General features: G+C 60.9%; 31 protein-coding genes. 3 read left to right on the forward strand and 28 right to left on the reverse strand.

What is annotated here, in order from left to right:
- Positions 1 to 3: 3 nt before the first annotated feature.
- From J2X35_RS15925 to J2X35_RS15935, 3 genes are read right to left on the reverse strand one after another with little or no spacing between them, the layout of a single operon-like run.
- Positions 4 to 2,262 carry a hypothetical protein gene (locus J2X35_RS15925; RefSeq protein WP_310187234.1) on the reverse strand — a complete coding sequence of 753 codons (2,259 nt, stop codon included), beginning with the start codon at positions 2,260 to 2,262 and terminating at the stop codon, positions 4 to 6.
- Entirely contained in the window at positions 2,259 to 3,086 is an 828-nt protein-coding gene (locus tag J2X35_RS15930; protein WP_310187236.1) for a hypothetical protein, read from the reverse strand. Before J2X35_RS15930 ends, J2X35_RS15925 begins: the two co-directional genes overlap by 4 nt.
- Positions 3,086 to 5,602 (reverse strand): phage tail length tape measure family protein, encoded by a 2,517-nt coding sequence (locus J2X35_RS15935; protein WP_310187238.1) that lies wholly within the window; start codon positions 5,600 to 5,602, stop codon positions 3,086 to 3,088. Before J2X35_RS15935 ends, J2X35_RS15930 begins: the two co-directional genes overlap by 1 nt.
- An 84-nt stretch (positions 5,603 to 5,686) precedes the next feature.
- Between J2X35_RS15935 and J2X35_RS15940 the strand changes: the two genes are divergently transcribed.
- Positions 5,687 to 6,124: a hypothetical protein gene (locus tag J2X35_RS15940; protein ID WP_310187240.1), complete on the forward strand. Its 438-nt coding sequence runs from the start codon at positions 5,687 to 5,689 to the stop codon at positions 6,122 to 6,124.
- Between the two features lie 14 nt (positions 6,125 to 6,138).
- On the opposite strand, the gene J2X35_RS15945 is transcribed toward J2X35_RS15940, so the two are convergent.
- From J2X35_RS15945 to J2X35_RS16025, 17 genes are all read right to left on the reverse strand, one after another.
- Positions 6,139 to 6,561 carry a hypothetical protein gene (locus tag J2X35_RS15945; protein WP_310188749.1) on the reverse strand — a complete coding sequence of 141 codons (423 nt, stop codon included), beginning with the start codon at positions 6,559 to 6,561 and terminating at the stop codon, positions 6,139 to 6,141.
- Positions 6,450 to 6,896 carry a hypothetical protein gene (locus tag J2X35_RS15950; RefSeq protein WP_310187243.1) on the reverse strand — a complete coding sequence of 149 codons (447 nt, stop codon included), beginning with the start codon at positions 6,894 to 6,896 and terminating at the stop codon, positions 6,450 to 6,452. The genes J2X35_RS15945 and J2X35_RS15950 overlap by 112 nt, the downstream gene beginning before the upstream one ends.
- Before the next feature lie 9 nt (positions 6,897 to 6,905).
- Complete coding sequence (locus J2X35_RS15955; protein WP_310187245.1) at positions 6,906 to 8,393, reverse strand: phage tail tube protein; 1,488 nt, start codon at positions 8,391 to 8,393, stop codon at positions 6,906 to 6,908.
- 12 nt (positions 8,394 to 8,405) lie between these two features.
- Entirely contained in the window at positions 8,406 to 8,615 is a 210-nt protein-coding gene (locus J2X35_RS15960) for a hypothetical protein (protein WP_310187247.1), read from the reverse strand.
- Positions 8,615 to 9,025 (reverse strand): hypothetical protein, encoded by a 411-nt coding sequence (locus tag J2X35_RS15965; protein WP_310187249.1) that lies wholly within the window; start codon positions 9,023 to 9,025, stop codon positions 8,615 to 8,617. The genes J2X35_RS15960 and J2X35_RS15965 overlap by 1 nt, the downstream gene beginning before the upstream one ends.
- Complete coding sequence (locus J2X35_RS15970) at positions 9,025 to 9,666, reverse strand: hypothetical protein (RefSeq protein ID WP_310187252.1); 642 nt, start codon at positions 9,664 to 9,666, stop codon at positions 9,025 to 9,027. Before J2X35_RS15970 ends, J2X35_RS15965 begins: the two co-directional genes overlap by 1 nt.
- On the reverse strand, positions 9,666 to 10,010 hold the full coding sequence (locus J2X35_RS15975) for a hypothetical protein (RefSeq protein WP_310187254.1): 345 nt from the start codon (positions 10,008 to 10,010) through the stop codon (positions 9,666 to 9,668). Before J2X35_RS15975 ends, J2X35_RS15970 begins: the two co-directional genes overlap by 1 nt.
- On the reverse strand, positions 10,007 to 10,600 hold the full coding sequence (locus J2X35_RS15980; protein ID WP_310187257.1) for a hypothetical protein: 594 nt from the start codon (positions 10,598 to 10,600) through the stop codon (positions 10,007 to 10,009). Before J2X35_RS15980 ends, J2X35_RS15975 begins: the two co-directional genes overlap by 4 nt.
- A gap of 5 nt (positions 10,601 to 10,605) precedes the next feature.
- Entirely contained in the window at positions 10,606 to 10,977 is a 372-nt protein-coding gene (locus tag J2X35_RS15985) for a hypothetical protein (RefSeq protein ID WP_310187260.1), read from the reverse strand.
- A gap of 33 nt (positions 10,978 to 11,010) precedes the next feature.
- On the reverse strand, positions 11,011 to 11,229 hold the full coding sequence (locus tag J2X35_RS15990; RefSeq protein WP_310187264.1) for a hypothetical protein: 219 nt from the start codon (positions 11,227 to 11,229) through the stop codon (positions 11,011 to 11,013).
- Between the two features lie 52 nt (positions 11,230 to 11,281).
- Positions 11,282 to 12,601, reverse strand: coding sequence for a phage major capsid protein (locus J2X35_RS15995; protein WP_310187267.1), 1,320 nt, complete (start codon positions 12,599 to 12,601; stop codon positions 11,282 to 11,284).
- 11 nt (positions 12,602 to 12,612) lie between these two features.
- Positions 12,613 to 13,464: a head maturation protease, ClpP-related gene (locus J2X35_RS16000; protein WP_310187270.1), complete on the reverse strand. Its 852-nt coding sequence runs from the start codon at positions 13,462 to 13,464 to the stop codon at positions 12,613 to 12,615.
- Positions 13,461 to 14,789 carry a phage portal protein gene (locus tag J2X35_RS16005; protein WP_310188706.1) on the reverse strand — a complete coding sequence of 443 codons (1,329 nt, stop codon included), beginning with the start codon at positions 14,787 to 14,789 and terminating at the stop codon, positions 13,461 to 13,463. The genes J2X35_RS16000 and J2X35_RS16005 overlap by 4 nt, the downstream gene beginning before the upstream one ends.
- Positions 14,789 to 16,633, reverse strand: a complete 1,845-nt coding sequence (locus tag J2X35_RS16010; RefSeq protein WP_310187273.1) for a terminase TerL endonuclease subunit — start codon at positions 16,631 to 16,633, stop codon at positions 14,789 to 14,791. Before J2X35_RS16010 ends, J2X35_RS16005 begins: the two co-directional genes overlap by 1 nt.
- Positions 16,608 to 17,039, reverse strand: a complete 432-nt coding sequence (locus J2X35_RS16015) for a P27 family phage terminase small subunit (RefSeq protein ID WP_310187276.1) — start codon at positions 17,037 to 17,039, stop codon at positions 16,608 to 16,610. Before J2X35_RS16015 ends, J2X35_RS16010 begins: the two co-directional genes overlap by 26 nt.
- Positions 17,040 to 17,156: 117 nt before the next feature.
- Entirely contained in the window at positions 17,157 to 18,023 is an 867-nt protein-coding gene (locus J2X35_RS16020; protein ID WP_310187278.1) for a hypothetical protein, read from the reverse strand.
- Positions 18,024 to 18,073: 50 nt separating this feature from the next.
- Positions 18,074 to 18,307 carry a hypothetical protein gene (locus J2X35_RS16025; RefSeq protein WP_310187280.1) on the reverse strand — a complete coding sequence of 78 codons (234 nt, stop codon included), beginning with the start codon at positions 18,305 to 18,307 and terminating at the stop codon, positions 18,074 to 18,076.
- A gap of 379 nt (positions 18,308 to 18,686) precedes the next feature.
- On the opposite strand from J2X35_RS16025, the gene J2X35_RS16030 reads away from it, so the two are divergent.
- Complete coding sequence (locus tag J2X35_RS16030; RefSeq protein WP_310187283.1) at positions 18,687 to 18,917, forward strand: hypothetical protein; 231 nt, start codon at positions 18,687 to 18,689, stop codon at positions 18,915 to 18,917.
- 292 nt (positions 18,918 to 19,209) lie between these two features.
- On the opposite strand, the gene J2X35_RS16035 is transcribed toward J2X35_RS16030, so the two are convergent.
- The 8 genes from J2X35_RS16035 to J2X35_RS16070 all read right to left on the reverse strand — a co-directional run bounded on the left by J2X35_RS16035 (position 19,210) and on the right by J2X35_RS16070 (position 24,810).
- Positions 19,210 to 19,833, reverse strand: coding sequence for a transcription termination/antitermination NusG family protein (locus J2X35_RS16035; RefSeq protein ID WP_310187286.1), 624 nt, complete (start codon positions 19,831 to 19,833; stop codon positions 19,210 to 19,212).
- Positions 19,830 to 20,123: a hypothetical protein gene (locus tag J2X35_RS16040; protein ID WP_310187289.1), complete on the reverse strand. Its 294-nt coding sequence runs from the start codon at positions 20,121 to 20,123 to the stop codon at positions 19,830 to 19,832. Before J2X35_RS16040 ends, J2X35_RS16035 begins: the two co-directional genes overlap by 4 nt.
- Entirely contained in the window at positions 20,120 to 20,389 is a 270-nt protein-coding gene (locus tag J2X35_RS16045) for a hypothetical protein (protein ID WP_310187291.1), read from the reverse strand. Before J2X35_RS16045 ends, J2X35_RS16040 begins: the two co-directional genes overlap by 4 nt.
- Complete coding sequence (locus tag J2X35_RS16050; RefSeq protein WP_310187294.1) at positions 20,386 to 20,592, reverse strand: hypothetical protein; 207 nt, start codon at positions 20,590 to 20,592, stop codon at positions 20,386 to 20,388. Before J2X35_RS16050 ends, J2X35_RS16045 begins: the two co-directional genes overlap by 4 nt.
- Positions 20,589 to 21,545: a toprim domain-containing protein gene (locus J2X35_RS16055; RefSeq protein ID WP_310187296.1), complete on the reverse strand. Its 957-nt coding sequence runs from the start codon at positions 21,543 to 21,545 to the stop codon at positions 20,589 to 20,591. The genes J2X35_RS16050 and J2X35_RS16055 overlap by 4 nt, the downstream gene beginning before the upstream one ends.
- The gene (locus J2X35_RS16060; protein ID WP_310187299.1) at positions 21,535 to 23,025 is read right to left on the reverse strand and encodes a DEAD/DEAH box helicase; all 1,491 of its coding nucleotides are present in this window, start codon (positions 23,023 to 23,025) and stop codon (positions 21,535 to 21,537) included. Before J2X35_RS16060 ends, J2X35_RS16055 begins: the two co-directional genes overlap by 11 nt.
- A gap of 553 nt (positions 23,026 to 23,578) precedes the next feature.
- Positions 23,579 to 24,457, reverse strand: a complete 879-nt coding sequence (locus J2X35_RS16065) for a ParB N-terminal domain-containing protein (protein WP_310187302.1) — start codon at positions 24,455 to 24,457, stop codon at positions 23,579 to 23,581.
- The gene (locus J2X35_RS16070; RefSeq protein ID WP_310187304.1) at positions 24,454 to 24,810 is read right to left on the reverse strand and encodes a helix-turn-helix transcriptional regulator; all 357 of its coding nucleotides are present in this window, start codon (positions 24,808 to 24,810) and stop codon (positions 24,454 to 24,456) included. Before J2X35_RS16070 ends, J2X35_RS16065 begins: the two co-directional genes overlap by 4 nt.
- 96 nt (positions 24,811 to 24,906) lie before the next feature.
- Here J2X35_RS16070 and J2X35_RS16075 point away from each other — a divergent pair, with 96 nt between their 5' ends.
- Positions 24,907 to 25,602 (forward strand): S24 family peptidase, encoded by a 696-nt coding sequence (locus J2X35_RS16075; RefSeq protein WP_310187305.1) that lies wholly within the window; start codon positions 24,907 to 24,909, stop codon positions 25,600 to 25,602.
- The last annotated feature ends 229 nt before the right edge of the window (positions 25,603 to 25,831 follow it).

The following is a 25,831-nucleotide window of genomic DNA, read 5'->3' on the forward strand; positions in this document are numbered from 1 at the left end:
GGATCAGTTGATCTGCGGGCCGCGAATGTCGGGCACGTCGTCGAAGGTCACGAAGCTAATTCCGTCGATGGCGGTGCCGGCGGCACCTCCTGATTTGCCGGATGCCTCACCCGGCAAGCCCGGCCCGCCGCCTGCACCGGCAGATGACAGGCCACCGCCAAAAGTGGCAGTGCCGCCGGCGCCGCCGGCGTCGCGCTTGCCCGCTTGCGGATATGTTGTATCTCCAAAACGGCTCTGTTGAGCCCCTGCTTCGCCAGGGTTGAAGCCGGCGCCGCCGCCACCCCCCAGCCCTTGGATGAATACGTTGTTTCCGCCGCCACCTCCGCCGCCGCCGAAGATTTCACCGCCGTCACTTTCAATGACGATCGGCGATCGCGTCAGGAGCGCATCTCCGCCATCCTTGCCAGGTTCCGCCAAGATTGAACTGCCACGATAATTGCCGCCGTCACCGCCTCGACCCTGGATGCGGCCTCGAATGATCAGGCGAACGATGACGCCTACCGGCCAGTCGCCAATATTCATCGCAGGCATATCGGTTGAGCGGGACCCGACCGTCACCCCTTCCTCGACGATCAGCTTGACCTCGTCGCCTTCCTCTGGCGCCGGGTAGAACTGGTCATAGATCGAGCGTGCATTGATGTTGTACGTATCGAGATCGAAGATGACCGCGCGCGGTCCATCCAGATCGAGAAAGGTGAAGCGAAATTCCTCCAGTTCTACCCCGAACCGATCCGGCTTCGGATCGAGCTTGGTAATCTGCGCCGGAAGGTCGATACGGGCGCCGGTGGCATCCTGGATGGTACGGGCATTGATCTTGTAGCCGGCGCCAAGGATCGGCGTGATGCGGCCGCCGCGCATCGTGTCGAGCTTGAACTTCCGGGGTGGCTGGCCGAACCGCCCGATCTGGATATCGTTGACCCGGTTGGCGACTGCCCTTCCGCCCTCGCCAATCCAGCGCGAATAGATTTTCTTGATTGCGGGCGATCCATAGTCACCCTCGGCCTGCAGGTCGACCGTCGCCGAGCAGGAACGATAGTTGTCGGCATCGTCCACCTTCTTCAGCGCGTTGATCTGCGCGAAATAGGTCCAGACCTGCGAGATGCGCCTGTCAGGCTGATCGGTCGCCGTGAGCGATCCCTGCATGACGACATCGTCGGAGAACAGCGCGACATCGGTGCCGATCTGGCGCAGCACCTGCAGCTTGATCAGCTTGTTGATGTCATCCCACCAGACGGCGAAGGCGCCCTGCTCGACCAGTTCGGCGGCGAGCGTGCTGACGCTCGTCGGCTCGGCGATCAGCGCCGTGTAGAGATTGCGCAGGAAGGACGTCGTTTCGGTCTTCCAAGCCGTCAGCGGTATATAGTCCGCCGGCACCCCGGCATAATTGATGAGCAGATCGGCAAGGATGTCGGCCGGGTCCTGGCTGAGATAGCGAATGCAAATCTGCACGCGGTCACCAGCCGAGTGCGACGCCGCCTCGGTATTGAACTGGCCGCGCACCAGCGTCAGCATGTCGCCGGTTCGCGTGAAGCTGCAGATTTCCGAGCCGCCGATCGCCACGATGCCGGTCGCAGGATATTCGATATCGCCGATGCCGGCCGGCGTGATCTGGGCGCTGGTGGCTTCCTCGTCGATGTCGACGAACAGGAAGCCGCGCGACATGACCGGCGCCTGCGCCCTGTCGCCATCCGCCAGCTTCAGCGCATCCTTGGCGATGATGGAGAAGCGATTGTCCTTCGTCGGCCCATCGAGGCTTTCGACCAGGAAATGACGGGTTTCCATGTCCGCCAGCGTCTGCCCCAGAATGCCCTGGATGATGCGCAGCGGACGGCTGCGAAGATAAGGTTGGCGCGCCCGGAACTTGCCCCAGAACGTGCCGACCTTGAACGGATCGTAAGGCCGCTCGGCAAGGTATTTGTCGAAGCCAGGAGCGGCATCGCCCCATGGGAAGTCGGACATTGTGATGCGCAGCGACGCCCGCGTCCCGAGGTCTTTTCCGAGCGAGACCGTGCCTGGCGTGAAGGACACATCCTCGATGCAGCCGATGGCGTCGATTCCGCTTTCCGCCAGATAGGCGGTGTTGACGGCGAAGCGCAGCGTCACAGGCGCATCGACGAAGGAAGGCCGCACCGGACAGGTCGCCGGCGAGTTGAAGCATTTCATATCGGAATCGACGCCAAGCACCGCCGGGCAAGCGCCCACGCCATAGGAGAGCGCGCAATAGGGAATGTCGATCTCGACGAAGGTGAGCGCCTTTGTCATAGGGCGAGCGCCGCCAGGTCCATGTTGACGTTCACCGCGATCCCGAAATGCATGCGCACCGCATCCGGCCGGATATCATTCGTCACCCAGGCGTAGCCGATCTGGTCCGGATAGGTGGTCGGCATCCATGCGAAGAAGAAGGGCGTGGTTCGCGCTGCTTTCACGAACGGCGCCATATATTCGATGAACCAGTTGTATTCGAGCAACTGCACCGAAACCGAAGTCTTGAGCGCCTGGCGCGTCACGATGCGGCCGAGGAAGTCGCCGCTTTCGGCCATGGCCGACGACACATCGTCGTTCAGGGCGAATGGCAGCGGCACATGTCCAGGCTGCAGGCCGCGCTGCAGCACCAGCAGCTTGCCGACATAGACGACCGCGATGCGCGCAGGATCCTCGCCGCCCTGGATTCGAAGCCGCACCTGGTTGAAAAAGCCCGGCTCGAAACGCAGCAGCGCCGGCGCATCGCTGCCCAGAAGCGTTTCCGGAACCGCTTCCAGCCATGACCCTTCGTTGTCCGGATCGGGCACCTCGACCGAGATGATGTTCTGGTTGGAGCCGAGATTGTGACGGGCGATGCCGACATAGTCGCACGGCCGCGTCGGATCGGTGGTGAAGGTCAGATACTGCGTGGTATTGCTGGCAGCCTGCCAGCGCTCGGCCGTCGAAGGGTTGGCCAGATTGTTGGCCGGGAAAAAGGCTGCCTCCGACGTCGCCGCGATCGCGCCGCGAGCGACCTGGTTATCCCAGCCGATCACCGGCGCATCGACATTCTTGTTCGCCAGCGCCGCCGAGATGACAACGGTCTGTGTCGTGATGACGGTCATCAGGCGCCCTTGAGGTGAATATCGACCTTGTGCCCATCTTTTTGGGCATCGTTGATCTGCTGGATCAGGTCGACGATGCTCTGGCGAGGAAACACGTCGCCGATAATCTGGAGGGAAAGCGCCTGCGTCTGCTGGGCAGGCGCTGCAGCCGAGCCGGTCGAGCCGCTGCTGCCGCCGCCGCCGAACGAACTGCTGCGCGATCCTCCGCCGCCCTTGCGGGTGCTCATGATGTTGGCCACCTGGGCGAAGCCGGCTGCCGCGACCGATGCGGCGATGACGAAGTTCAGCGGCCACGGATTGTCGAGCGCCTTGGCGATACCGGCATAGGTGCTGATGAGGGCCTGGGCGATACCGAAGGCCTTTGCCGTGGCAAGGCCCTTCTCGCCGAAACTTTCAGCCGCGCTCGCCAGCGACCCGAAGGTGCTGGCAGCATAGGAATACATCGCATCACGAATGCGCGCATCCTGCTCGGCCCGCTGCCGCGAGATTTCCAGCATGCGGTCTTCATGGTCGATATGAGCCCGCTCAAGCAGCGCGTCATATTCCTGCTTGGCGATCATGCCCTGTTCGTAGAAGGACTGGATATCGAGAATGCGCGTGGCGTAGCTGTTGTTCTCCAGCTCTTCTTGCGTCATCAGCGAGGTGCGCAGCTGCTCCAGTTCGCGATCCAGCGCTTCCTGCTGCCGGCGCAATTTCTCTTCTGCACGCTTCGCTTCAAGGTCGGCAGAGTGATCGATGGAGGGATTATTAGGATCGACACCGGTATCGGCGTCATACCCAAAACGCCGCCACATCGTGTAGGCATCGTCGAATTGACCCGCCGCATTGTCCATCGCTCCCGGCCGAGATGTCTTCGCCGTGGTGTTTGCGAAGCCCTGTGCGGCTCGGGTCGCCCGCTCCATTTGATCTGCGAGACCGCTGATGCTTGCGATAGACCCCGAAAAGTCGGGGCTTACAGCTGACAGGTCGGCAAGAGAATTGCGAAATTGTTCTGCCGTTATGATGCCGGCGGCGAGCTGCTTCGACAGTTCATCGACGCGGCTCGTAACAGACGCCAACCCGGAAGACGCTTGATAAGGATTGATGCCCTGTATCTGCGCCTGCATCCGCGCAAAAGCATCGGCAGCAAGGTCGACCTGTCCGGCGACAGAGCCGAGCTTGCGTTCAGTGTCGGCAGCTAGGTTTGTCGCCTTGAGCAGATCCTGCGCCACCTGCTCCGTCAACGCGCCGCTATTCCGAAGCGCCGCGATACGTTCCTGAAATTGGAGTGCCGCCGGCGATCCGTCTACAACGGACTGAACGAAAGAGTCGATCGCACTTTTCGCATCATAGAAACGCGAAGAGAACAGGCCTTCCGACTTAACGAGATTGAGAATGGCAGTTTGGGCATCGACAACCTGCGTCTTCAATGCTTCAGCGGCATCGGCGCGCAACCGGAGATTTGCCAATGCGATGCTCTCGCTGAAATAGGCTTTTTCTGCTGCCTGCGCGCTGGCGTACGCAGGGCCTAAGCGTCGAATATTTTCCTCATGCTGTTTCAACACGTCGTCGGCGGTGCGCGCGTTCTCGCCGAGACTCAGAAAGAACTGGATGGCTGCGGCGGAAGCAGCGGTCACGCCTATAGCGATCAAACTGACAGGGCTTGCAAGGCTCATCAATGCGCTGCCGAGCAGCTTGGCCGCACCCGCGGCGCCCTGTTCGCCAAGTGCCGCCTGCAACTGGCCGGCAAGCTGCGTGCCCTGCTGGAGGGCGATAATCGGAATTGATTGCCCCATTGCAGCCGTAACGGCAATGTCTTGGAACTGTGATGCCGCCCCGATTGCGGCAAAGTTTCCTCCGGGCCTGTTCTGGTTGGCGGAAAGACGACCGCTCGCCATAGCCTGAGCTTGGGCAAGCTCTGCAGCGGATATCGCGCCACGCTCAGCCCAACGGACATATTCAGCGATCTCGGCGTTGACCTGGTCTTGCGCCGCAGCCAGCGGATTGAGTTGGGCGCGGAGCGCGGAAACACCGGCAGTCATACGTTCGGTTTCACGCGCTGCAGCAGCTTCCGCGGTCCGCATGCGATCCAGTTCTATAGCGTCTCGGGCAGCAGCAGTTGCCTGCTCGGCAATTTGAGCGTTCGCAGCATCGATCGCGGCGGCAAGCCGGATTTGTCCTGCTGCAGCGGCTTGTTCCGAATCAGCCACTAGGCCGAGCCGTTGCTGCATTCCAACCAACAGCCGTTGAGCGCCTTCGAGGTTGGTGCGTCCTGTTTCCAGGCCTCTACTGATAGCATTTAGGCCGCTGGTGAATCTCTGTTCGGCTACATAGCCGTCAATATACTGCCGCGAAAGGCGGGCAATCGCATCGCCAGACGTATTGATTTTTGTTTCGGTTTGAACGAGCGCCGCGCCAGTCGCGTTGCTTGAGGCGATCATTGCCTTATCGGCCGACACTTTGTCGGAAACGCCGGCGACGTATGCGCGAGCGTCCAATTCTGGCGCGACACGAAGGGAGGACAATTGAACGGTCATCCAGACAAACCTCTGAGGTAGAGTCCCTAGTTGAACCTTCTATTTAGAAGGCATATCTTCCCGCCTCTCGGCGGGGGATTGATCATGGATCGATGGCTGAAGTGGCTGGTCGCAGCGGCGTGCTGCGTGGTGATCCTGATTGGCTCCTTTTGGGCCACCAACCAATTCTTCTCACGCTACAAACAGTCTGCCGCAGGCGCTGAACTTTTCGCGGACACATCCTATTCCAATCTGGATATAGGCGACATTTCCCTGATCACACGGAAGGTGACAGAAGGCTTTTTCGATCCCGAAGCCGCCAGATTTTATGCCGTCAATTACAGCCTGAAAGCAGAGAAACGCGATAAATCAGTGATCTGCGGGTACGTGAACGGGCGAAACAGAATGGGCGGCTATATTGGTATCGAGCCGTTTTTCTACAACCGAGAGTCAAACACAGCGACCATGCTACCGACTGAGATTAAAGCATCTGGGTCAGAACTCTTCCAGACACTCGTCACCCAACTCGGTTGTCCTCCCTGATACGAGGCAACATTTCACGATGTAGCGACCGGCTTGCTCGGCAACTTCTCTGCCATCCAAGCCAGCCACTCATCGTCGATCGCGCGCAACAGCGTCTCGAAAACCTTCCGATCAGCACCGACGATCCCATGATCGGCCGTATAGGCCGAGATCGCGACATAAGAGATGGGCGAGGCACCTCCCATGGCGCCGAACTGTCGATCATGCCGAAGCGCGGTCCATGCGTTCCAATAGAGCGGATGCCAGTCGCGATACTCCGCCTCTTCAGGCGGCTCTTCGATCTGGATGCTTGCCGCCTCGTCTGGAAACTCGGCGGCAACCTTCTTCAGCCAATCGTTGCGGCCTTCGCTGGTGACTTTCCACCGGAAGGCCGCGCGGAGTTTTTTACCGCGCCCTCGACGAACTCGATGTCTTTCTTGGCAAGGCGCTGCGCGCACCACTCGACGGCCTTGACGATGTCACGTCCGCTCTCGGCGGTCAGTTCGGCCGTGGCAAGTTCGCGCGTCCAGTCGACATCGATCCCACGCCAGCCGTGCAGGATGTGTTCGCCATAGAGTTCGCCGAGGCCCTGACGCAGCACATCGGGCGGAACCGGATCGTTGCCATACTTCTTCGCATAGCCCTGAAAGAGCAGGTTGCGGGCCGCGAGATATTCCGGGCTGTAGAAGGACTTCACGTTGAATTCCACGCCCGGCCATTCGGGATAGGGAATCCAGTCGCCCTTCTGCTCGCGCTCGACATTGGCGCGAAGGGAGGAAAGCTTGACGGTCATGGTTGCTCCTTAGACGAAGTATTCGAGGCGGTCGCAGATGAGATGCGCGGCCGTGAGCGGATCGGCGCTGGCCGTTCCGGACAAGGGCAGCATGACATCCTGGTTCTTGCCGCCGGCGGACGGCGAGCCTTCGGTGAAGGTGATGCGCGGCAGGGCGAAGATCATCGCCTGGTTGTTCTTGGCGATGCGGGTGTTGATGTTTGTCGGCGTGCCGGAAAGCACCTTAGCCGCCAGCACGCTGTCACCGAAATAGACCGGGGCGGAAGCGGTCACGTCGAAGGCGCCGGCACCAATATCGACGGGGCCGACCGCTTCGCCGCATGTGAGGCCCATCTTCGGCCGCAGGTTGTTGTTGACGGCGATCTGGAGCGACTGCATCCAGTTCGGCGACGTCAGGCATGCGCCGTTTTCGGCGATCCGGCCGACATTGACGCCGGCGGCCATGATCGGGTTCGTCGTGGCATCGTCAGGCGTCGGATCGAGCGAGACCGTGCCGATCTCGCCGGAAAGTCCGGTGAAGGTAAAGACGGACTTCGCCGCGCCCTCGGTGTTGAACTCGAACGACCCTTCACCGGCGATCATGCCGCGCTGAATGATATAGGTCGGCACCGCCTGGCCCATGAAGCCGCGCTCGATGGTGCCGCCGAAGAGGGCCGTGCCGTTCTTGATCTGGTCGCCGAAGAACACCTGGATGGTCTTGCCCGTGCCGGAATCCGTGGCCCAGCCGGCAGGCAGGTTGTCGAGCGTGAGCTTGGTCGCCGTAATCGCGGTGATGCGCGCCCATGCCTGGCGGCGGGCCACTGCGCCGGCCGTGACAAGGAAGGCAAAAGTGTTGGCATCGGCGGCGCCGCCGATCTTCACCCACTGGCCGACACGCAGGCCGAGTGTGGTGAAGTTCAGCGTCGTCGAGCCGAGACCCTCAGCAAGTGCGGTGATGTCGCCGGCGGCGCCCGCAAGACCGACGACCTTCATGCGCGCCACAGTGGGTGGGGCCGCTTCGGCAACGAAGCCGGCACCAAGGAAGGCCGGAACGGTGGCGCTGGCCGTGGTGCAGCGGAAGACGCCGTTGTTGGCTGCATTGGTAAAGCCGGTGAAGCGCACCAAGTGACCGACCGCGAAAGCATCGCCGGTCAGAACCGTGGCCACGTCAGTGGTCGCCGCAAGACCCGTGATGACGGAATCGGCCACACCGTCATTGTCGCGGAACGGCGTGTTCAGCCATGTCGAGCAGAACAGCGACTTGAACCACGACGACAGCGGTGATCCATCCACCGGGAATGACAGCTCGCCATTGATCGGGCCGTTGTTTTCCTCGCCGCTCTTGATCGGATCGGGGTTCATGCGGTCCGACCGCAGTTCTTCCGAATTGACGAAGGTCGGCTTGAAGGCCAGGCCCTCGCCGGTCAGGCGCGCGGTGCGCATGCGCGGGGAAGCCGGCGTGACGCCGAGCGTTGCCTCTTCGACATAGGTCAAGCGAAGGCGATTGGAATCAGTCATGGAACCGCTCCGTTAGATGCCGTTCACTGACGGCCGAGGTTGCTGGGAAGGATCAGTCCTTGTCGGACTGTTGGGCTTGGAGGAGACCGGAAGGCGCTCGATGTAGCCGGCGCCCGTCAGGCTTTCGAAGGAATGTGGCGTCAAATCCTCACTGGACGAGACTGTGTCGCCATCCTTGAACCGGCGCAGTTTCGTGGTGAAAGGCTTGATCACTTTGGCCATCATTCGTCCCTTTCAAAGCCGATGGTCGCCGTCATGGCGTAATAGTTGGAAAAGCTTCGCCCCGGATCGCCGGCGCCGATCGACGCATCGAGGAAGCGCACGCCGTCGATGTCCTGGCCTCGGAACAAATTGACCAGCTGCTTGGCATACTGCCTGGCTTGTCGGCTGCCGGTTCCGTTCGGCGTCATGACGTGTAGGAAAATCTCTCCGCCTTCGCGCCATAGATTGTCATCGCGCTCGCCGGCGCCGATCGACGCCTGGTCGAAGAAGTCGCCATAGATCTCGACGGAGACGAAAGGCGCCGGTGTGTCCGGCAGTTGATAGTCTTCGTTTTCGAAGACGACCGGCGTCAGCGTCCAGTTGTCGCCGAGCTGCGCGACGACGATATCGAATGTTTCGGGGCTGGACATCAGTTCGCCGGATTGATGACGATTGCGGGATAGGTGATCGGCTGGCCTGCCTGCCGATCCTTGCGACCGCCCCGAGAGCGCTTCAGCTTGTACGGGATCGACGGGTGCAGCCCGGCCCTGATGTCCAGAAACGTGGCCTTGACCGTGAAGGCGCCGGCAAATCGGCTACGGATCGAGCGCGCCGTTCCGGTGAAGAGGCGGTAGGCGGGTATGCCAAGCCGTCCGGTTTCTGCCTTGCGCACATAGGGCTGAAAATTGGTGATGATGATCTCGGCGTCGGTCCTGATCTTCGTGAAGTCGTCAACGACTGCGCGACCGCTGGCGATGACGATGAAGGACGAGGCGAAACGCCCGGAGCGGCGCGGGCTGCGCTTCCTCAGTTCAGCAAGAGCCGCATCGATGACGACAGGCCAGTTGACGAATTCGTAGACGATGGCGCCGGGCGCCGAGTAGGTTTCCTCAGCCGCACCCTGCCGTCCGTTGACAAACCGCTCGTATTTCGGGCTCGCGATTCCTTCGGCGATGGCGCGGCGCAGTTCCCTCTTCGCGAAAGCCGCCACGGCCTTGTTGATCGCCGTCGGTTCAAGGCTGGCGGTCGCCACCTTCAGGTCGCGCGCGAAGAATTCGAAGCCGGTCGCCATCAGCCACCAACCACGAGGTTGATCCGAACCAGCGTGCCGCCCATAAAGATTGGGCCGGGGAACTCGACATTACGTTCCTTGCCCTGGACAACGATCTTGTCGCCCTTCCTGAGAGGCAACAGCACCGCAAGCCCGGACGGGCTCAACACCACATTGGAGAACGTCTGATCGATCGCGTCGGTTAACTGCTCGGCCTTCACAGGCCTAACAAATGCCGGAACGTCTTCAAGGTCCGTCTTCGGCCGAGGATCACCAGAGGGCGCCAGAAACCGGCGCACAATGACCCTTTCGCCATGCTCGGCCAACTGCCGGTCGAGCGATGCGATGGCGCTGGCCGGGGTCATGCAAAAACTCGCAACGTCGAGAGAAGCCGTTCACAGGTGCGCTCGACTATGTTGCTCGCCTGGTCGGAAAGGGTGAACTCCTTACGGCCAACGCCATCAACTTCATCGGCTTTCAGATACAGGCTTTCCACCGAAAGCGACCTCAGATGCTGCACCGAGAGGATGATTGCTTGGCGCGCGCGCTCTGGCACAGGCCCCGTGTGCTCGCCGTTATAGCCAGCCTGATAAGTGATCTTGATCGGGGCAGGCAGCGACGACAGTGCCGGCGCGATCCATCCACCGACCTGACCGTCGTGGGACCAGTAGTCGCCCTCCGCGACGTCATGCTCGATGCCGTCCGGGTCCACATAGGTAAACCGCTCGACATTGATCACAGGACCGTAGGGAAGCTTCACGCACCCCGGCCAGCAGTCGAGCGACAGTTCCAGCGTCTGCGGTCCCAAAGCGCGCCCGAGCCAGCCGCCCGGCCCGTCAATGTCCTCCGTCACAGCCTGTATCAAGGCATCAACGGCGGCATCGCTTTCGCCAGCACCGGCAATCTCTGCCGACGTGACGATCGGATCGGGCGGTATGATGGTCCGGGCGCGCATGAGGGTCAGTCGACCAGGACCAGAAAGATGCCCTTCTTGGCGTTGCCACCCTGGGCGATCACGATCTTCACGCGGTCGTTCGCGAGAGCGATCTTGTCGAGAATGCCGGTGCCGCCTGCAGCATAGAGCGCAGCAGCGCCAGCCTGCGAATGCGTCGGCGCGCGGGGATAGCGCGACGTGCTGGCATTGACGTTGGACTCGGTCCAGATGTTTTCACCGCTTTCTTCGGCGGTGAGCGCGAAGTCCACGCCGTCCGTGAAGCCGGTCGTTCCGTCCTTCTGGTAGACGACGCTGTGGATTTTGCCGCTGACCCGCGGCGAATAGACAGTCGCCGTGCCATCGGCCGCCGTGGTGGCGGTAACCTTGATGCGACGCATGTGCGTCTCCTATGGGTTGTGATTTCAGGAAGGTCAGTCGGCTTTGCCGTGACCGCTCTTGCCCTTCGCCGGTGCGGCGCTCGGCTTATCGTCGTCGATGTTCTCCTCGACCAGAAGCTTGCGCTTCACGAGGAGATCGAACGCGCGCTTGTTGTCGGCAATTCGGGGATCGTCGCCAGCCAAGACAGCATTGCGTCTGAGACTGCCGAAGGTGCCGAAAAGCGACCGCGCAACGCGATACTGCTTTTTCATGTCCGTCACTCCTGTGGAGAGGCGCGGCGAGCTAACCCGCCGCGTCTGTTGATCAGCCGGCGAACTCGCCGGTGACGAGCGCGGCGGCGCGGCGGATGGCGAGCGCCAGACGCTTTTCAGCGCGGACGGTCAGCATGTTCTTGACGAAGTTGTCGCGATCTTCCGAGGAGATCAGGACTTCGACATCCATGCGGTCATAGATCTTCGCCGCCATGCGGAAGGCGCCGGTCAGGAACTCGTCTTCGTCCATCGCCTGTGTGGCAATGACCGGACGGCCCCAGAGCTGCGGTCCTGCCATCTGGATCACGTTGGCGAAGACGTAGCGCTGCTCGCCATCCTTCGTCAGCTCGATCTTGGCCCAGCGGGTCGGGTGGATGACGATGCCATCGGCAGCGTATTCGGCAAGCGAAGCCTGGAGCAGCGCGAGACGAAGCGTGTCGATGTCGGTTTCGTCGGCCGGGGCGAAGGCAGGAGCGTAGGCCGTGGCATTCGGAACGAGGCCGTCGAGATGCTGGCCGGTGCCGTCGCCTTTGAGAATTTCGTTCTCCTCGGCCAGGTCGAGACCATAGCGAAGCTCGCCATCGATCTCGCCCTGGAGCTGGGGAATGTCGTCCATCGCGTTACGGGACACCGGCACCCAGTGGGCGATGGTGCGCACCGGCGCGTCGGCCTGCTCCCAGACGTAGTCCGATTCCGGCTTGAGCGTGTTCTCCGCCACGACGCCCGCGTTGTTAGTGCGGGAGACCATGCGGGCATACTCGACCGAGTTCGAGGTCGTACGGCCGACCTGGAGAAGCTGGCGAATGGTCATCTGACGACGGGGGATACCGATGATCTCGGTCTCGCGCTGAGGCACGATGAGATCGCCGGCCGAGCCGGTCGCCGAGGTGATGGCGTTCTGGACCGTGATGCGCACCGTGCCCTTGGCGCCCATCTTGGTCGTGAAGTTCTTCACGTCTTCGGATTCGGCAACCATCTGGCCCAGTGACTTGACGGCATCGTTGCCGTTGCCGCCGCGCCGGGACGCAAGACGCTGCTCCAGATCTGTGTTCCGGGTTTCCAACTGCTCCAGCCGGCCCGTAATCTTCTGCTGGGCGTCGTTGAGCTTGGACTGCGCGGTGAGCAGTTCGTCCGCCTTGGCCTTCACCTCGTCGGTGATCTTGCCGGCGTCTTTCGACTGCTGCAAAGCCTGTTCGGCGGTCTGCTTCACCTCGTCGCCAACGCGCTTCACTTCCGCATTGACATCGTTGAGCAGCTTTTCAAGCTTGGCCGCGTCGACGTTGGCTTCGCTGCGTACACTGCCGACGATACCGGCCGGGCGCGCAGCCATAAGGGCCACGAGGCTGGCTCGCGGCATAAAGTGCTTGGACATGGATGCCTCCTTTAGGCTGTAGTCCTAATTGCTTTCAGGGAGTTCAGGAGGGTTTCGACCTCCTCGACGACGGCAGCGCCACGCATGCCGGTTGCGGCAGCGCTGGGCATGCCGCCTTTCAGGGCCTGGATGAGTTCGCGCCGCTCGGAACGCGACACGTTCATTTTGGCCAGAAGGGAGTCCACCTTGTGAGCGGCCGAAACGGCCTTGCCCTCGGCGGAGTTCTTGGTCTTGCTGTCGATCTCGTCGGCAGGCAGGAGAGCATCGGCAAAGCCTTGCTCAATCGCGTCGGAACCGCCGATCCACGTCTCATTGTCGAGCATCTTGCCGAGCGGCTTGGCTTCCATGCCGGTGCGCGCCGCGTAGATGTCGATGGCCATATTATCGAAGGGCTCAAGCCAGTCCGCCACATCGCGCAGATTGTGTCGGTCGCCGGCAGCGATCACCCATGTGTTGTGGATCATCAGGAAGCCGGCGCGTGCGATCTGGATTTCGTCACCAGCCATGGCAATGACCGAAGCGGCCGAGGCGGCGATGCCGACGATCTTGACCGTCACGTTGGCGGGATGATCGCGCAGCAGGTTGTAGATCGCCAAGCCCTCGAAATAGTCGCCGCCGGGCGAATTGATGACGACTGTCACGTCCTTTTTGCCGATGGCGCGCAGGGCTGCCGAAATCCGCTTTGCGGTGACGCCCTCGCCAAACCAGTCCGACCCGATCACGTCGAGGATAGAGATCGATGCGTCATCGTTGGCCGCCGCGTTGACCTCAGGGTTCCAGCGGGACAGAACCGTGTTCGGAATATCGCTCTTGAGGCCCGGTCGAGCCGAGACGGTGGCGACAGGCAGATCGCGCTTGCTCATGCTGCTTCCTTGTCCTTCTGGTCGACCTGGTCGAGGAGCCAAGCCCTCATAGCGGCACGCGCTTGCGCGCCGTCATTGACTTCACCACCGAGCTTTTCGAGCGGTGCGAGATTGGTTTGTGCCGTCAGCATCTCGCCGCCGGGCATCTTGGACAGGTTGAGTTTTGCCCTGCCTTCGTTCCGGGTCATGAGGCCATTCTGGACGGCAGTCGAGAGGAACGCGGCCTTCGCGGCGCTGTCCATCTGCATCATGGCTTCGCGGTTGAATTCGAAATATCGACGACGGTCACCCGTGGGCCGTATGAGCTGTTTTTTCACCCGCGCTTCGATACGGTCGCAGATCGGATCGATTCCGAGCGCCAGCCAGGTCAGCAAAATCTGCTGGACGCCGGTGCCCCACATCGTTTGACCCTGCGCGGCGTGTCCGATGATAATCGGCGGGGTACCTGTCCAGCGGCAGATTTCCTCGATTGACAGATTCTTCTGGGCCAATAGCTCGGCATCGACCGGATCAAGCTGAAGCCGTTCGTAGGTTATGCCCTTCGGCAGCATGAGAAGCTTGCCGGTATTCGGCGACCCGATGTGTTCTTCCAGAATGGAGCGCAGATCGGCCTTTTGATCGTCGGTGAGATTGTATTCGGACTTCAGGAGGCCGCCAGCCGACAACCCGGACCCTAGAAGCCTACTGCTCACCTCGTCGCCGGCCAGTGCCGTGCCGAAGGTCTGGGCGCCGTAGCGAATGGCCGACAGTCCGACATCCCCGCCGAACCCGAATCCCTTGATGTGGAAGACCTTGTCGCGCGGGAGGTCTTCGGTCTTGCCACGATCGTGAAAACGATAGACGAGCGTCCCATCCGGCTTGCGGATCGGCTTGGTGTGATTGCTGGCCATAGGCTGCAACGCCACGAGCCGTTTCCCATACTCTACCCGCTCGGAATAGGCGTTTCCGTCAGTTAGAAGCCAGGCGACGTTGCCTTCCCAGAATTCAAGCGGCGTCTGGTCTTCGTTGGGGCTTTCGCAGATGACCTCCGCGAGATCGTCGTCAACGCGCTCTCGGTCATTGTCGTCAATGCGATCATACATTGCAGCAGGCAGGCAGGAGACCGCCTGAGCTGTCACGCGGACGCAGGCCCAAAACGTCGCCAACCGCATGGCCGTTTCGGTCGTGACGGTTTTCCCGGACCCGCTGTCATAACCGAATGCAGCCGCCCACGCGCCGCCATCTTGCAGGCGGAGCCGGCGATCCTTTTCGGCCGCCTGTTGCTCCGTCATATTGATCGGAACAAGCGCCTTTTTCTGCTGGCGCGAACGCGTCCGGCTCGTCATCAAGCACCAACTCGAAGCGGATTGCTAAAGAAGCTGTCGAGATCGATAGGCTCCCCGCCAAGTTCGTTATCAGCCGCGCCAACGGCCATCGCGATGGTCACCATGCCGTCGATCCTTCCCCGGGAGTGCTTCTTGTCGAAGGCACGGTTTTCCTGACCATCGGCGATCATCATCGCGTTGCCTGCGCATGAGTACGACACCGGCGAGGCGTCAATGGTGACGGTCTTGTTCAGAATTCTGTCTTCCAGCCGCTCGATCGATCTGGGCATGGTCAACTGACGATCTTCGAAGCGAACTCGCGGGCCTTGCGCATGATTGACCAGCTTCAAGCCGATGCCTTCTGCCTTGTCCGGTCCCTCATATTTCCAGACCTCGAACCTGATCTCCTCGCAAGCGGCGATGAAGTCGGCCATGCCAGCAGGATCGAAGGCCATGAACTCAACCTCGTGCTCGGCGCAGATGCGCCTCACCTCGGCCGCTACGAAAGACTTGTCGATCACCGCGCCCGGGACGGCTGTGATCAGCTTCTTCTCGGCCCACTGATCATAGGGCGTCTGGTCTTTGCGGGATCGGTCCTTCAGACCGGATAGCGTCGTCCAGTAGAACGTCTTGACCCAGAGATGACCGTGCTCGTCGATCCAGCATACGCTGAGCGCGGTGAGGTCATTCTTCTTGGAAAGGTCGAGGGACAGCCAGCAGCGGCGCCCCTTCAGTTTCTGTTCATCAACCGAACCCTGGACAGCCTGCCAAGCCTCTTCCGCAATCCAGAAGCCCGTCGAGCCAAGCGGTATGCCCATGTAGAGGCGCTTGGCTGAAAGAGCAGTCGACAGGAGATGCTTGGCGGTGTTGACGATGCCTTGAACGTTCTCAAGTGGGAACGTGATACCCAGCGCCGGCAGCGATTTCGTCCACACCTCGGGCCGATTGAAAACGTCTTCCCGATCCGCCTCGTCGACGCGAGCGATGAAGGCGAATGCCTCGTCATCCTCAATCTCGCCTTTGACCACCTTCTGGTAGTATTCCGAGTACTCCGTCCCCACAATCTGGTTTGACGCGGGTGTGTTTGTTCCCAGCAACATCAAAGCGTCGCCGGGCATCTTGGCGATGGCGTTCTTCCAAATCTCCAACGAAGTGTTGTTCTTGAACTCGTGTATTTCGTCCGCTGCGACCAGCGTTGGCTTTGGACCTGACGGCGACTCGCCATTCGCCAGCGACTGAAACAACGATCCTTCGGCCGGAAATTCGATCTTCCAGGCGTTATCACCTTCACCGCGGATCAGTACGTTCCCGCTTGCGACCAAGGTGTCCGCCTCGTCAACATCCTCACCGTCTTCGACCGGGAATGGCGCGCGGCACATAGCGACCGCGTCCTTGAACAGAACGTTCGCCGTGGCCTTGTCCTGCCCAATGGAGAATGCCCTTGCCCGAGCAATTCCATAGAAGCCCGTCATGTAGAGGCCTGTGGCCGCCATGAAGGGCGACTTCGCCTGTCCTTTTCCGGTTTCGAGCCACGCAGACCGGAACCGCATGCGTCCGGAGGTCTTACGCCATCCAAACAGCGAGCCGGCAACGAACTGGTGCCAAGGCAGAAGCTTGAAGGGGCGCCCCACATGGGAACCTTCGGTTATGGTGAGAACCGAAGGGTAGAAATTGATTGCATGGAGGGCACGATCAACCTCCCACCGCAGTCCCCGATCAGGTCCGGTTTCCAGATCCTCCAGATGACGGCGGCATGCCGCGATTTCCAGTTCACCCGCCAGGCTTCCGTCTGGTCGCCGGCCGTCGACTGTAGCCAGCGCGTACAGTGTTGCCGGATCGTCAGGCCACCGGTCGGAAATAGGCATCTCTGGCTCGTGCCTTTGATTTCTTCGGCTCAACCTTGCCGGCGGCGTTTCGGTCCCGCGGCGTCAGTCCGAGCTTCGATTCCAGGCCAGTCGCATCGGCGCTCGCCTCGCGCATGACAACGAACCAGGGGCTGACCCGAGCGATAGATTTCGCGTTGTTCCGGCGCGGTTTCATCACTGCGCCATTCTCCGCCACTTCCCGCGATGCTCGGTCGAAAGACACATAAGCGACGATCAGCCTGAGTAGGGCGTGGGCGTTGGCCGGAGACAGAATCTGGCGTTCTCGCAATTCGGTGCTGATCACGCGCCAATGCTCGTGAGCGGCAGCGATCTCAAGCTCATCATTGAAAAGCGAGGTCCAGTCCGGCTCGACGACCAGAGACCCCGTATCGTCGACCAAGTTCATGCGCATTCACCCCTACGGGGTGTCCTCAACTTTTTTGTTTGGAATTTGCTTTCGGTGCGAAGGAAGCCCCCAGCCGGTCCGGCCACCCAAGTCCCCTGACTTTTGCCCCTCCCTCCCTTAGGCGGCGATGTCGGAGATGAACAGCCGCTCGAGTTCACCCTCGGTGTATTGAGGTTTGCACTTCACGTTGATCGGCTTCTGACTGTCGAAGGCTGACGAGTAGGGGTTGTTTGGCTGGGCGATCTGTGGATCGGTGATCTGGCCAGCGACACGTCTTGCCGCCGCACTGTCGTCGCCGACTACGGTGACCTTGCAAGTCTTTGTCACGAGGTCGAGCTCCGAGATCGTGAGCGTCATGACCCTTTCGCTGCCGATCTCTACAGGCTCCACATGCTCAATCGCGGCGCGGTCGTCGGCATTGACGGAGAAGGCTCCGCTCTCTTGATGGCCAATTATCAGTGTCTGCGCCGACGTGCCGATTGGCTGCACAATCAACTTCGCCGCTGGGTGGTTCGACAAGGCAACTCGCTCGGCCATCGCAATCGCGGCCCGCGATGTGTGACCCATTTCCTCCAAAGCCTTAACGGCGACTTGGTTGGCTTGGTCCATTTCCTTTGACCTTCCCGACCATCGTGCGACAGTTGCGTTGACAAGCGCTTCAGTCGCTTTGGTAGCTGCGGTTCTCACCATGACGTCGATGTATGGCAACATCGGCACGGCAATGGCGGCACCCACCGCGAAGATGGGCTGCACCATAACCCAGATGTCGTAGGAGCCAGCTTGCGGTGGCAGGGCATAGGCCCGAACCTCATTACTGGCATCTCGTTTCGAATAGCGGCCAGTTAGAGCGACCTGCCCGCTGGAGACCAGAAGCCGCGATGCACCTCGAAGTGAGGACGCCAGCGATTCCAGTTCAACGATGTTTCGATCTGCGTCTAAGCCTTCGTATTTGATCCTAATAGGATCGATCTTCTCTACTTGCACGCCGTTTCCCCTCACCCGATACTTGAGTGAAGGTCAAAACCTTAGCGTTGTCAAAGTCGGCTGCGGTTCCATGGATGATCAGCGGCTATCGGTCGGCCGTCTATGTCGGCTCCGTTCGTGTCGCGGCCATGCTCCTCACGCTGGGCAGTGATGTCGTGGTCGTCGTGGCAGAGCGGTTCCCAGTTCGACCTGTCCCAGAACAATGTCTGGTCGCCCTTGTGCGGCACGATGTGGTTGACCACGAGGCCGATGCGCCGAGGGTTGCGCTCTGGCGTGCCGTCCATGCGCAGGGTGCCTGAGTTGAGCAGGCCACGTGCCTTGCACTTCACGCAGAATTGGTTGTCAGGCTCGGCGAGGAATGCTGATCGAGCTTTCTCCCATGCCCATGTATAGCCGCGCTCCCTGGCCGAGGGGCGGCGGTCAGCGCTGCGGAGGCGTGGGCGCGCCTGACCGTTCACGATCCGGTAACCATTGGTGTCATCGTGACGGGATTGTAATCATGTGACAGCCGTACCCCCGACCCGATGGTCTATGGCAGGTCGATGTCTCGCATGCCCATCTCTGTCGCCCTGATCTTCTCTACGGTCTTCGGCTGCCTTGTTGTCTGGGCTGCCGCCGATGGCTACGCTCAGGTGCGTGGCAAGAACCATGCAAAGGCATCGCATGTCGAAAGCCGTCGAAGCATTACGCGACGCTCTCCAGCAGAAGCTGGACAAGCTCGACGCTGAGATCGCTGACTATGGGGCCGGCTTAGCCAGGGTCTTCACGGTTCGAGAGGACAATGCACCGGTGAACATCACCGAGGAACATCTCGACTACTGCATCCATGCGAGATCGGCTTATCAGAAGCTCATAGGCGAAATCGACCGTATCGATGCCTTGCAGAAGCTCTAGTCTCTATGCGGGAATGAACGCGTGCGCTTTTTTGCACCAGGATTGTTTGCACTTAGGGTGCGAGGCGTGGTGGACGTTTGTTTAGGAGCAGCCGTCGCGACCCTACTTACTGGCTAAGTTGGTAGCGTCCCGACCATAGAACCCCGTCGCGCCCGGTGCATCGCCGCCGGGCTGGGTCCGCTTCGCTGGCAGCGCCCGAAGGCCCCCAATCGGTCAAGCAAATCATCCAGCCCGTCATATATCCGATTTGCGCGGTTTCGACAACGACTTTACCGCGCTGTGCACAAATCAGCTACGCTACCTTGGATTTTCGCTTCTCTGGCGCGGGCTCCAGCTGGTCTGGCTCGAACTCGACGGGCACCATCCGGCCGAATATCTCCACGAGCGCCTTTACCCGATCATGTATCGTGAGAGTGTCGGCGGTGGCGATAAAAGTGGCGAATGGTCCGTCCTTCACGGTGAACCTGGTCCCCGGCGCGAACCGCTTCTCCAGCGCCGCGTGGCTGGTCTCGCCGCGCATGATCTTGGCCGCGCGGGTATCGTCGTAAGCGCTTTCGAACTCGCTCGACATCATCGCTTCAACGACGCTGCACGGAATTAACAGGGGCGCGACCGACGTTCCAATCGGTCCGAGTACGCCGTTGATGTCGCGGACTTCCCGCCAATCATCAATCGGTGCATTTTTGCGCGGATGCACGATGAACAGATAGCCTGGCATGAGAGGATTGGTCCGCTCGGCGAAGACGCGGACCCGACGATTGAACTTGTCCGTCCTTGACCGCGGCAAATAGGCCTCATAGCCCTTGTCCAGCAGATCAGCGAAGACTTGATCGTCATAGCCGCCGCGCGTCCGCAGGACGAACCAGCGGCGATCGTGGACGGCGAGGGACATGCAGCCGGGAATGGTAAGCTTCATTGTGCGTCAGCCTGTTTCTTGAGGTAATGCCGGCGCTCCGGCGTCAGCTTTGCGAATGCGGGTCGCCAGTTCATAGGCGATGGCCATGGCCAGACCTTTCCGGGCGGATCGACGCGATACCAACTGCCGTCCGGATCGAGGAAATACCGGCAGGTTTCGGCGGGGAAATCTCCGGCCAAGTCGTTGAACAGCAGCTCGGAAACCGTTCCGTCCGGCTTGGCTTCGGACATCGGCCGCCATGGGTTCAGCCGGTCGTATTCGCGGCGGGCGCGGCGTTCGGCGATGGTCATTGCGGCCGCGCTCCGTCGATGCCTTCGGAGAGCTTCGCCACGAGCCTGTCCATCAACGCCGTATAGCGGTCCGGTCCAAGGTGGCTTGCCTCGACCTCGTGCAGGTCCTGCGCGATCCTGTTGATCAGCAAGTCGCGCGTCGCCCGATCATCCTCCCAGGGCAAAACCCGGCAGACAGCCGCGATAGCCGCCGCCTCGCATTCGAAATATGCGCGGTGGTAGGCGTCATCCAGTTCAGCCTGGCTGAGCGAAACGATTGGCGTCATGCACTCGCCTTCTTTCTTCCTGCCGCGTTGCGATAGTCGCCATGCGCTTGCTCAAGAACTGCTAGTTCGATCTGCTTGGTCTCGATTTCGTGCTGAGGCCGACCGGCCTTTCCTGAGCCGAACTGCTCCAGCCATGCGCGCTTGCTCCAGACGAGCTTGCCAATTTCTTCGGCCATCGCCTCGTGCGTGAACTGGCGGGTCATGCTGCAGCACGCCTCCGTTCCAGAAGCACGTCATTCCAATCGGTGCCTGGGGTCGGCGGTATCTCCAGGCCGACCGCCAGCGGACGGTTTGTGATGCAGGCAAGCCGGTGCGCCAGCGCTGTCGCGGCTGCCTGGCCACCAAATTTCGGATCGTTGTCCCCAAAGACGATGACCTGCTGGACGCCTTCGGGCGGCAGCCATCCTGAAAGGATCGTGGAATTGATAGTCGACCAGACTGGAACGCCGAACAGTGCCGAGGCCGCAAAAGCTGTCTCGATGCCTTCGGCCACGCCAAGGACGGGACCGGCGTCGAACAATCGGACGGCTGCGCCCTTGGGGATGCCTCCGACCATGACCTTGCGAACCGAACTGACTTTGGCTTTTTGACCATCCAGGGTCAGATAGGTGCGGTGCAAATTCGTGGGCGAACCGTCCGGCGCCAAAACTTTAGCCACCATCGCCGGATGACGGCTTTTCCGGCCCTCGTCGTCGACGTACTCGGCGAGATCGATTTTCTTCAGCCACCGGCAATAGGTCTCCTGCCGGATTCCGCGGTTGGCAAACCACAGGTCGACGAAATCGCCGGCAACGACCGGCACGGCCTGGTCCCACGTCTTTTGCATCGCGGCGCGCGCGGCGCTGTCGTCGGCGTTCTTCTTGCGGCAGAATTTCGCCTCACCGAGAACGCCCTCAATCTCCTTCGCAGCTTGGGCGAAATCCCAGCCATTGATCTGCATCAGGTAATCCACGGCGCTGTGCTGCTTGCACTGACCGCAATAGAACGCCCCCGTTCCATCCTTGTCGGTGAACCGAAATCGATCCTTTCCTCCGCACCATGGGCAAGGCTGATGCTTGCGGGTGTTCAGGTGATCGTCGGGGACGCCGAGGGCCGAAAGGATGCTCGGCCACCTGCCTTGTCCGCGATCACGCAAAGGCTTGCGATCAGGCTGCATGCTGCGCGCCCTCCGCTGCCTTTTTCGCCTTCTCCTGACCCTTGTACCAGCGGATTTGCGTGGATCTGATCCAGTTGCCAACCTGCACGTCGGGCTGGGCGGGCTTCACGTCTATGCCGTTCGGCCAGACGCCAAATTTCTCACGATATTTGTTGGCGGCCCAACCGTGTTTGTACTGCTTGAACTCCTCATGCCAGAGCAGCATCGAATACCACCGGCGCTTGTCGTCCATGCTGGCCTTGATCTGCTTGCCGCCGAGATGGGCCAATTCGCCTTGACTGGTTTCAACCGCCTCCATCTTGTGCGGCTCGAATCCGCATGAAGGGCATTTGCGAACACCTGCGGGTTTGAGCCGGGTGCAGGACAAGCATTCTTTCGGCTTCGGGGCAGGGCGCTCCGGGCGGCTGGATGCCGACCCCTTACGCTCGTTGCCGTCACTCAGTTTCTCGTGATGGATGTCGGTCACGAAGCCAAGGTTCAGCGTGGTGTCGGAATGGTCCAGAATGATCGCGTCGGCCTTGCCATGCGCCAGTCGCAGCGCCCTCCCGATGATCTGGACGTAGAGCATTTCCGATTTTGTCGGCCTCGCCAGGATCAGGCATCGGACGTCCCAATCCACGCCCGTCGTCAGAACGCCGACGTTGACGACAACCCGAATGTCGCCTCGCTCGAAAGCCTGCTTCACTTCGCGGCGCTCGGATGGCTCGCTGTTCCCGTCAACGTAACCGCAGGGCACCTCAGCCCGCTTGAAATCCCGCTCCAGGCTGCGTGCGTGAGCACGGTTGACGGCAAAGCACAGCGTCGGACGGTTCTCGCCGAGCTTCAGCCATGTGGAGACCACGTCCGCGGTGAGCTGCGGTTTATCCATGGCCTCCGCCAAGTCGTCTTCAGCATAGTCGCCGGCAACGGTGCGAACCCCTGTCAGATCGGGATGACTTGGCGCGAAAACGCGGAAGGGTGAGAGATATCCCTCTCGGATCAATTGCTGCGTCGTCGCGGCGATGATCAGATCGTCGTAGTGCTTGCCGAGGCCCTTCGTCCACGGCGTGGCTGACAGTCCGATGAACGGCAGCTTTGGGCACTGCTGCATCCACTGGAAAATAATCTTGTGCGCCCGGTGCGCCTCGTCGACGATGACCAGATCGGTTTCGGGCAGCTTGCGGCGGGACAGCGTCTGCACGCTCGCTACCTGCACCGGACGTGAATAGTCCGTCATCGGGTGATCGGCCTGGATAACACCCACGTCGCGGATGCCTTCGTTCCACAACGCCTGCACGGTCTGGTCGATGAGTTCGATCGCCGGCATGGTCATCACCACGCGCTTGCCCTTCGCGACAGCGCGCGTGATGATCTCGGCTGCCGTCTTGGTCTTGCCGGCGCCGGTTGCCATCATCAGGATCGGCCGACGCCGGCCCTCGGCCATGGCGCGCCAAACGAGATCGATCGCGGCGACCTGGTAGTGGCGAAGCTCCGCGCTCATGCCACACCTCGGGACATAAGCGGGATCACGTTGGCGGGGTAGGCTGCCCGGTCAGTGGGGTTCGTCTCTCCCCCTGTGCTACTTCCTTCAACGTTAGTGCTAATCCTAACCTGATAGGGTACTTCTGGGTAAACCGGGTTATATTCCCCGGAACGCGGTTCCGGTTGCAGAGGAACGCGGTTCCGGTTGCAAGTCTCGGTCTTACCGGAACGGCGTTCCGGTTGCAGAGCCGGTCGAAGACTCTTTCTGATGGCCCGCACTGATGCCTTGGAGACATCGAAATGTCTGTCCAGCGCCAACATGATCAAGTCTGTCGTCCGACCGTACTTGCCCTTGCTGCGGGGCTTGCGCCGGATGATTTCCAGACGTTCAAGAACCACCAACGCCGCCCGGACGGCTCTATCTGTCGTTGACGCTTCTGCGGCTAGAACACTCTGGGCGGCACGACATTCACCGCCACCCTTGTCCGCGCTCCACGCGATAGCCCGCACGACCGCCTTCAGCGTTGCGTCGCCAATTCGCTGGTGCTTGAACCAATCTAGCGCCACCTTGCTCATGTCGATGCGGCCTCCCGCACCTGCCCAAAAACCTGTTCCAGGTGAGCCAGCTTCTGGCACATGGCGGCTCGTTTGGTCGGCGGGCAAATGCTGGTGATGTCGTCGGCGGTGAGATCGGCCAGCAGCAGGATCGCCGACCGCATCTGCTCATATGTCGGCTTGGCCTTGGGCTGGACCTGTGAGGCTGTATCGCCGACACGCCCTTGCGAGTTCTCCGGCGGTGCTGCGGCGGACTTCTGCTTCTCCCATGCGACATCTCGCTTCGCTGCCGTGATCTGGTCGGACGCCGAGAGCCTTTTCAGTTTGTCGAGATAAACGCCGGTATCCAGCTTCGTGCCGCGAATTATGTCCAGCGCTGCGCCGATGACCTTTTCGCCGCGCTCTACGTGGAGCTGAACTGTGCGTTCAGATTGACCCGTGGCCTTCGCCGTCTCTGCGGCGAACGCAGGCGCAAAGTTTGCGCTTGCGTTGCCCTGCAACCGATTTGAGGCATGGGCGCCAGCCACATGTTGGGCGGTCTCCGGGTGCAGCTCCAGATGGATTGCCTTGCGGCGCGCGGTTTGGACCGCCCGCTCTGATGCGGACAACTCAGCCCGCATCAGGTTTTCATCGATCATCGCCAGTTCGGCATGGAGATCGTCGTCGTCGGCAACGATGCAGGGGATTTCAGCCCAGTCGAGGAAGGCGCAGACGCCAAAACGATGGTGGCCGGATACGATCTCGTAGCGTTCGCCGACTGGACGGACCCGTATCGGGTTTATGAGGCCGACAACCTTGATGCTCTGGGTCAGTCCGTCGATGGTGGCTGAGTCAAGCGGCCGGGCATCGGAACGGCGGTCGATCAAATCGACACGGATAGAGGCGATCTGGGTCAAGCCGCCTGGCTCCCGCTGAGGAGGCTTTGCAGTTCCTCGATTCGAACATCTCGCTCAGCGAGCAGCCGCCTGATCTCCGCCAATGCGTCGGCTTCATTCGGTCCGGATGCTGAGAGGCCACTGTTGGGGTCGACGACGATGACGGTCCCGTCATGTGTTCGCGTTACGACGAATGGCGGCTCAATCGTGGCCAGCAACTTCATGAAGGTGCGGGTGACCCGGCGGCCAGCTTCCATGCGCGACACTTGAGCTTGGGAGCATCCGAGAAAACTGGCAAGCTGGGCTTGGCTCCACTTCAGCTTGTGATCCCGGTGCGACCTCAAGTCGAAGTCGAGAAACGTAACGACTGGCATGACGGCTCCTGTGCAAATCAGATGCCGGTCATTCTACGTTAGGTATAATGCGAATAGCAACTGGCGCTGTGGAAAAATACCCGGTATGCATAACGCATGAGCGATACCGAGATAACAAAACGATTGCGCGCCGCGCGGGAAGCTGCCGGATACGCCACCCTGAACGAGGCAGCGCTGGCCCTCGGCATCCCGTATGCCACGATGGCTGCCCATGAAAACGGCAGTCGGGGGATCGGGCGCGCGTTGAGCACCTACGTCGAGCGATACGGCGTTTCGTCAGACTGGCTTCTCCGGGGCGTAGGGGAGGCTCCTGCTTCAGCGTCCGAGGCTGTTCCGAGGCCGAAGCCAAATGCGAGCTTTCCGCCAGTTCACCAGAGGTTTCCGGGCCGAATGGTTCCGCTCCTCGGGCAGACCGTCGCTGGAGCGAACGGCCGCTTCATTCTGAACGGCCAGGAAATCGCTTACGTCTTCTGCCCGCCCATGCTGGAAGGGGTCGATGACGCCTATGCGGTGCAGGTCTATGGAACCTCAATGGAACCGAGATTTTTCGCTGGTGAAACGGTATGGCTCAATCCAAGGGCGCCAGTTCGCGCCGGCGATTTCGTCGTCGCTCAGATCATTGCGGACGAAAACGAAGCGCCGGACAGCTACATCAAGCAATTCATCTCCAACACTTCAAAAGGGCTGCGCCTTCGTCAGTTGAACCCAGACGAAGGCGAGACCGAGGAGATGTTCTTCGATGCGGACAGCGTCTTCACGGTTCATAAGATCGTTTTTCAGGCCACAACCTGATCCTCTCCCTGCCAGGTCGGGCGGATCGTGAGATTGCGCTTTTCCGGAGGGCGGCGCGGGCATTCACCACATCGGATTTTTGAACACAGATCCCTATAGGTGTGAACCCCTAACGCTGCCGCCTGTTTGAGATTCGACAGGCGAAGGACGCGGTTATGCCCGCAGTCGTCGCAAGCGACATATACACTCGCCAAGCCCAAGATCAGGCGCGCAGCCTCGTCCCCGTCCA

Source organism: Mesorhizobium sp. BE184 (assembly GCF_031457045.1).
Classification (GTDB): Bacteria; Pseudomonadota; Alphaproteobacteria; order Rhizobiales; family Rhizobiaceae; genus Mesorhizobium.

Coding starts and splice junctions, on each gene's coding strand:
- J2X35_RS15925 (WP_310187234.1), bottom strand. CDS start 2,262: ATGACAAAGGCGCTCACCTTCGTCGAGATCGACATTCCCTATTGCGCG.
- J2X35_RS15930 (WP_310187236.1), bottom strand. CDS start 3,086: ATGACCGTCATCACGACACAGACCGTTGTCATCTCGGCGGCGCTGGCG.
- J2X35_RS15935 (WP_310187238.1), bottom strand. CDS start 5,602: ATGACCGTTCAATTGTCCTCCCTTCGTGTCGCGCCAGAATTGGACGCT.
- J2X35_RS15940 (WP_310187240.1), top strand. CDS start 5,687: ATGGATCGATGGCTGAAGTGGCTGGTCGCAGCGGCGTGCTGCGTGGTG.
- J2X35_RS15950 (WP_310187243.1), bottom strand. CDS start 6,896: ATGACCGTCAAGCTTTCCTCCCTTCGCGCCAATGTCGAGCGCGAGCAG.
- J2X35_RS15955 (WP_310187245.1), bottom strand. CDS start 8,393: ATGACTGATTCCAATCGCCTTCGCTTGACCTATGTCGAAGAGGCAACG.
- J2X35_RS15960 (WP_310187247.1), bottom strand. CDS start 8,615: ATGGCCAAAGTGATCAAGCCTTTCACCACGAAACTGCGCCGGTTCAAG.
- J2X35_RS15965 (WP_310187249.1), bottom strand. CDS start 9,025: ATGTCCAGCCCCGAAACATTCGATATCGTCGTCGCGCAGCTCGGCGAC.
- J2X35_RS15970 (WP_310187252.1), bottom strand. CDS start 9,666: ATGGCGACCGGCTTCGAATTCTTCGCGCGCGACCTGAAGGTGGCGACC.
- J2X35_RS15975 (WP_310187254.1), bottom strand. CDS start 10,010: ATGACCCCGGCCAGCGCCATCGCATCGCTCGACCGGCAGTTGGCCGAG.
- J2X35_RS15980 (WP_310187257.1), bottom strand. CDS start 10,600: ATGCGCGCCCGGACCATCATACCGCCCGATCCGATCGTCACGTCGGCA.
- J2X35_RS15985 (WP_310187260.1), bottom strand. CDS start 10,977: ATGCGTCGCATCAAGGTTACCGCCACCACGGCGGCCGATGGCACGGCG.
- J2X35_RS15990 (WP_310187264.1), bottom strand. CDS start 11,229: ATGAAAAAGCAGTATCGCGTTGCGCGGTCGCTTTTCGGCACCTTCGGC.
- J2X35_RS15995 (WP_310187267.1), bottom strand. CDS start 12,601: ATGTCCAAGCACTTTATGCCGCGAGCCAGCCTCGTGGCCCTTATGGCT.
- J2X35_RS16000 (WP_310187270.1), bottom strand. CDS start 13,464: ATGAGCAAGCGCGATCTGCCTGTCGCCACCGTCTCGGCTCGACCGGGC.
- J2X35_RS16005 (WP_310188706.1), bottom strand. CDS start 14,789: ATGACGAGCCGGACGCGTTCGCGCCAGCAGAAAAAGGCGCTTGTTCCG.
- J2X35_RS16010 (WP_310187273.1), bottom strand. CDS start 16,633: ATGCCTATTTCCGACCGGTGGCCTGACGATCCGGCAACACTGTACGCG.
- J2X35_RS16015 (WP_310187276.1), bottom strand. CDS start 17,039: ATGAACTTGGTCGACGATACGGGGTCTCTGGTCGTCGAGCCGGACTGG.
- J2X35_RS16025 (WP_310187280.1), bottom strand. CDS start 18,307: ATGGACGGCACGCCAGAGCGCAACCCTCGGCGCATCGGCCTCGTGGTC.
- J2X35_RS16030 (WP_310187283.1), top strand. CDS start 18,687: ATGTCGAAAGCCGTCGAAGCATTACGCGACGCTCTCCAGCAGAAGCTG.
- J2X35_RS16035 (WP_310187286.1), bottom strand. CDS start 19,833: ATGAAGCTTACCATTCCCGGCTGCATGTCCCTCGCCGTCCACGATCGC.
- J2X35_RS16040 (WP_310187289.1), bottom strand. CDS start 20,123: ATGACCATCGCCGAACGCCGCGCCCGCCGCGAATACGACCGGCTGAAC.
- J2X35_RS16045 (WP_310187291.1), bottom strand. CDS start 20,389: ATGACGCCAATCGTTTCGCTCAGCCAGGCTGAACTGGATGACGCCTAC.
- J2X35_RS16050 (WP_310187294.1), bottom strand. CDS start 20,592: ATGACCCGCCAGTTCACGCACGAGGCGATGGCCGAAGAAATTGGCAAG.
- J2X35_RS16055 (WP_310187296.1), bottom strand. CDS start 21,545: ATGCAGCCTGATCGCAAGCCTTTGCGTGATCGCGGACAAGGCAGGTGG.
- J2X35_RS16060 (WP_310187299.1), bottom strand. CDS start 23,025: ATGAGCGCGGAGCTTCGCCACTACCAGGTCGCCGCGATCGATCTCGTT.
- J2X35_RS16070 (WP_310187304.1), bottom strand. CDS start 24,810: ATGCCAGTCGTTACGTTTCTCGACTTCGACTTGAGGTCGCACCGGGAT.
- J2X35_RS16075 (WP_310187305.1), top strand. CDS start 24,907: ATGAGCGATACCGAGATAACAAAACGATTGCGCGCCGCGCGGGAAGCT.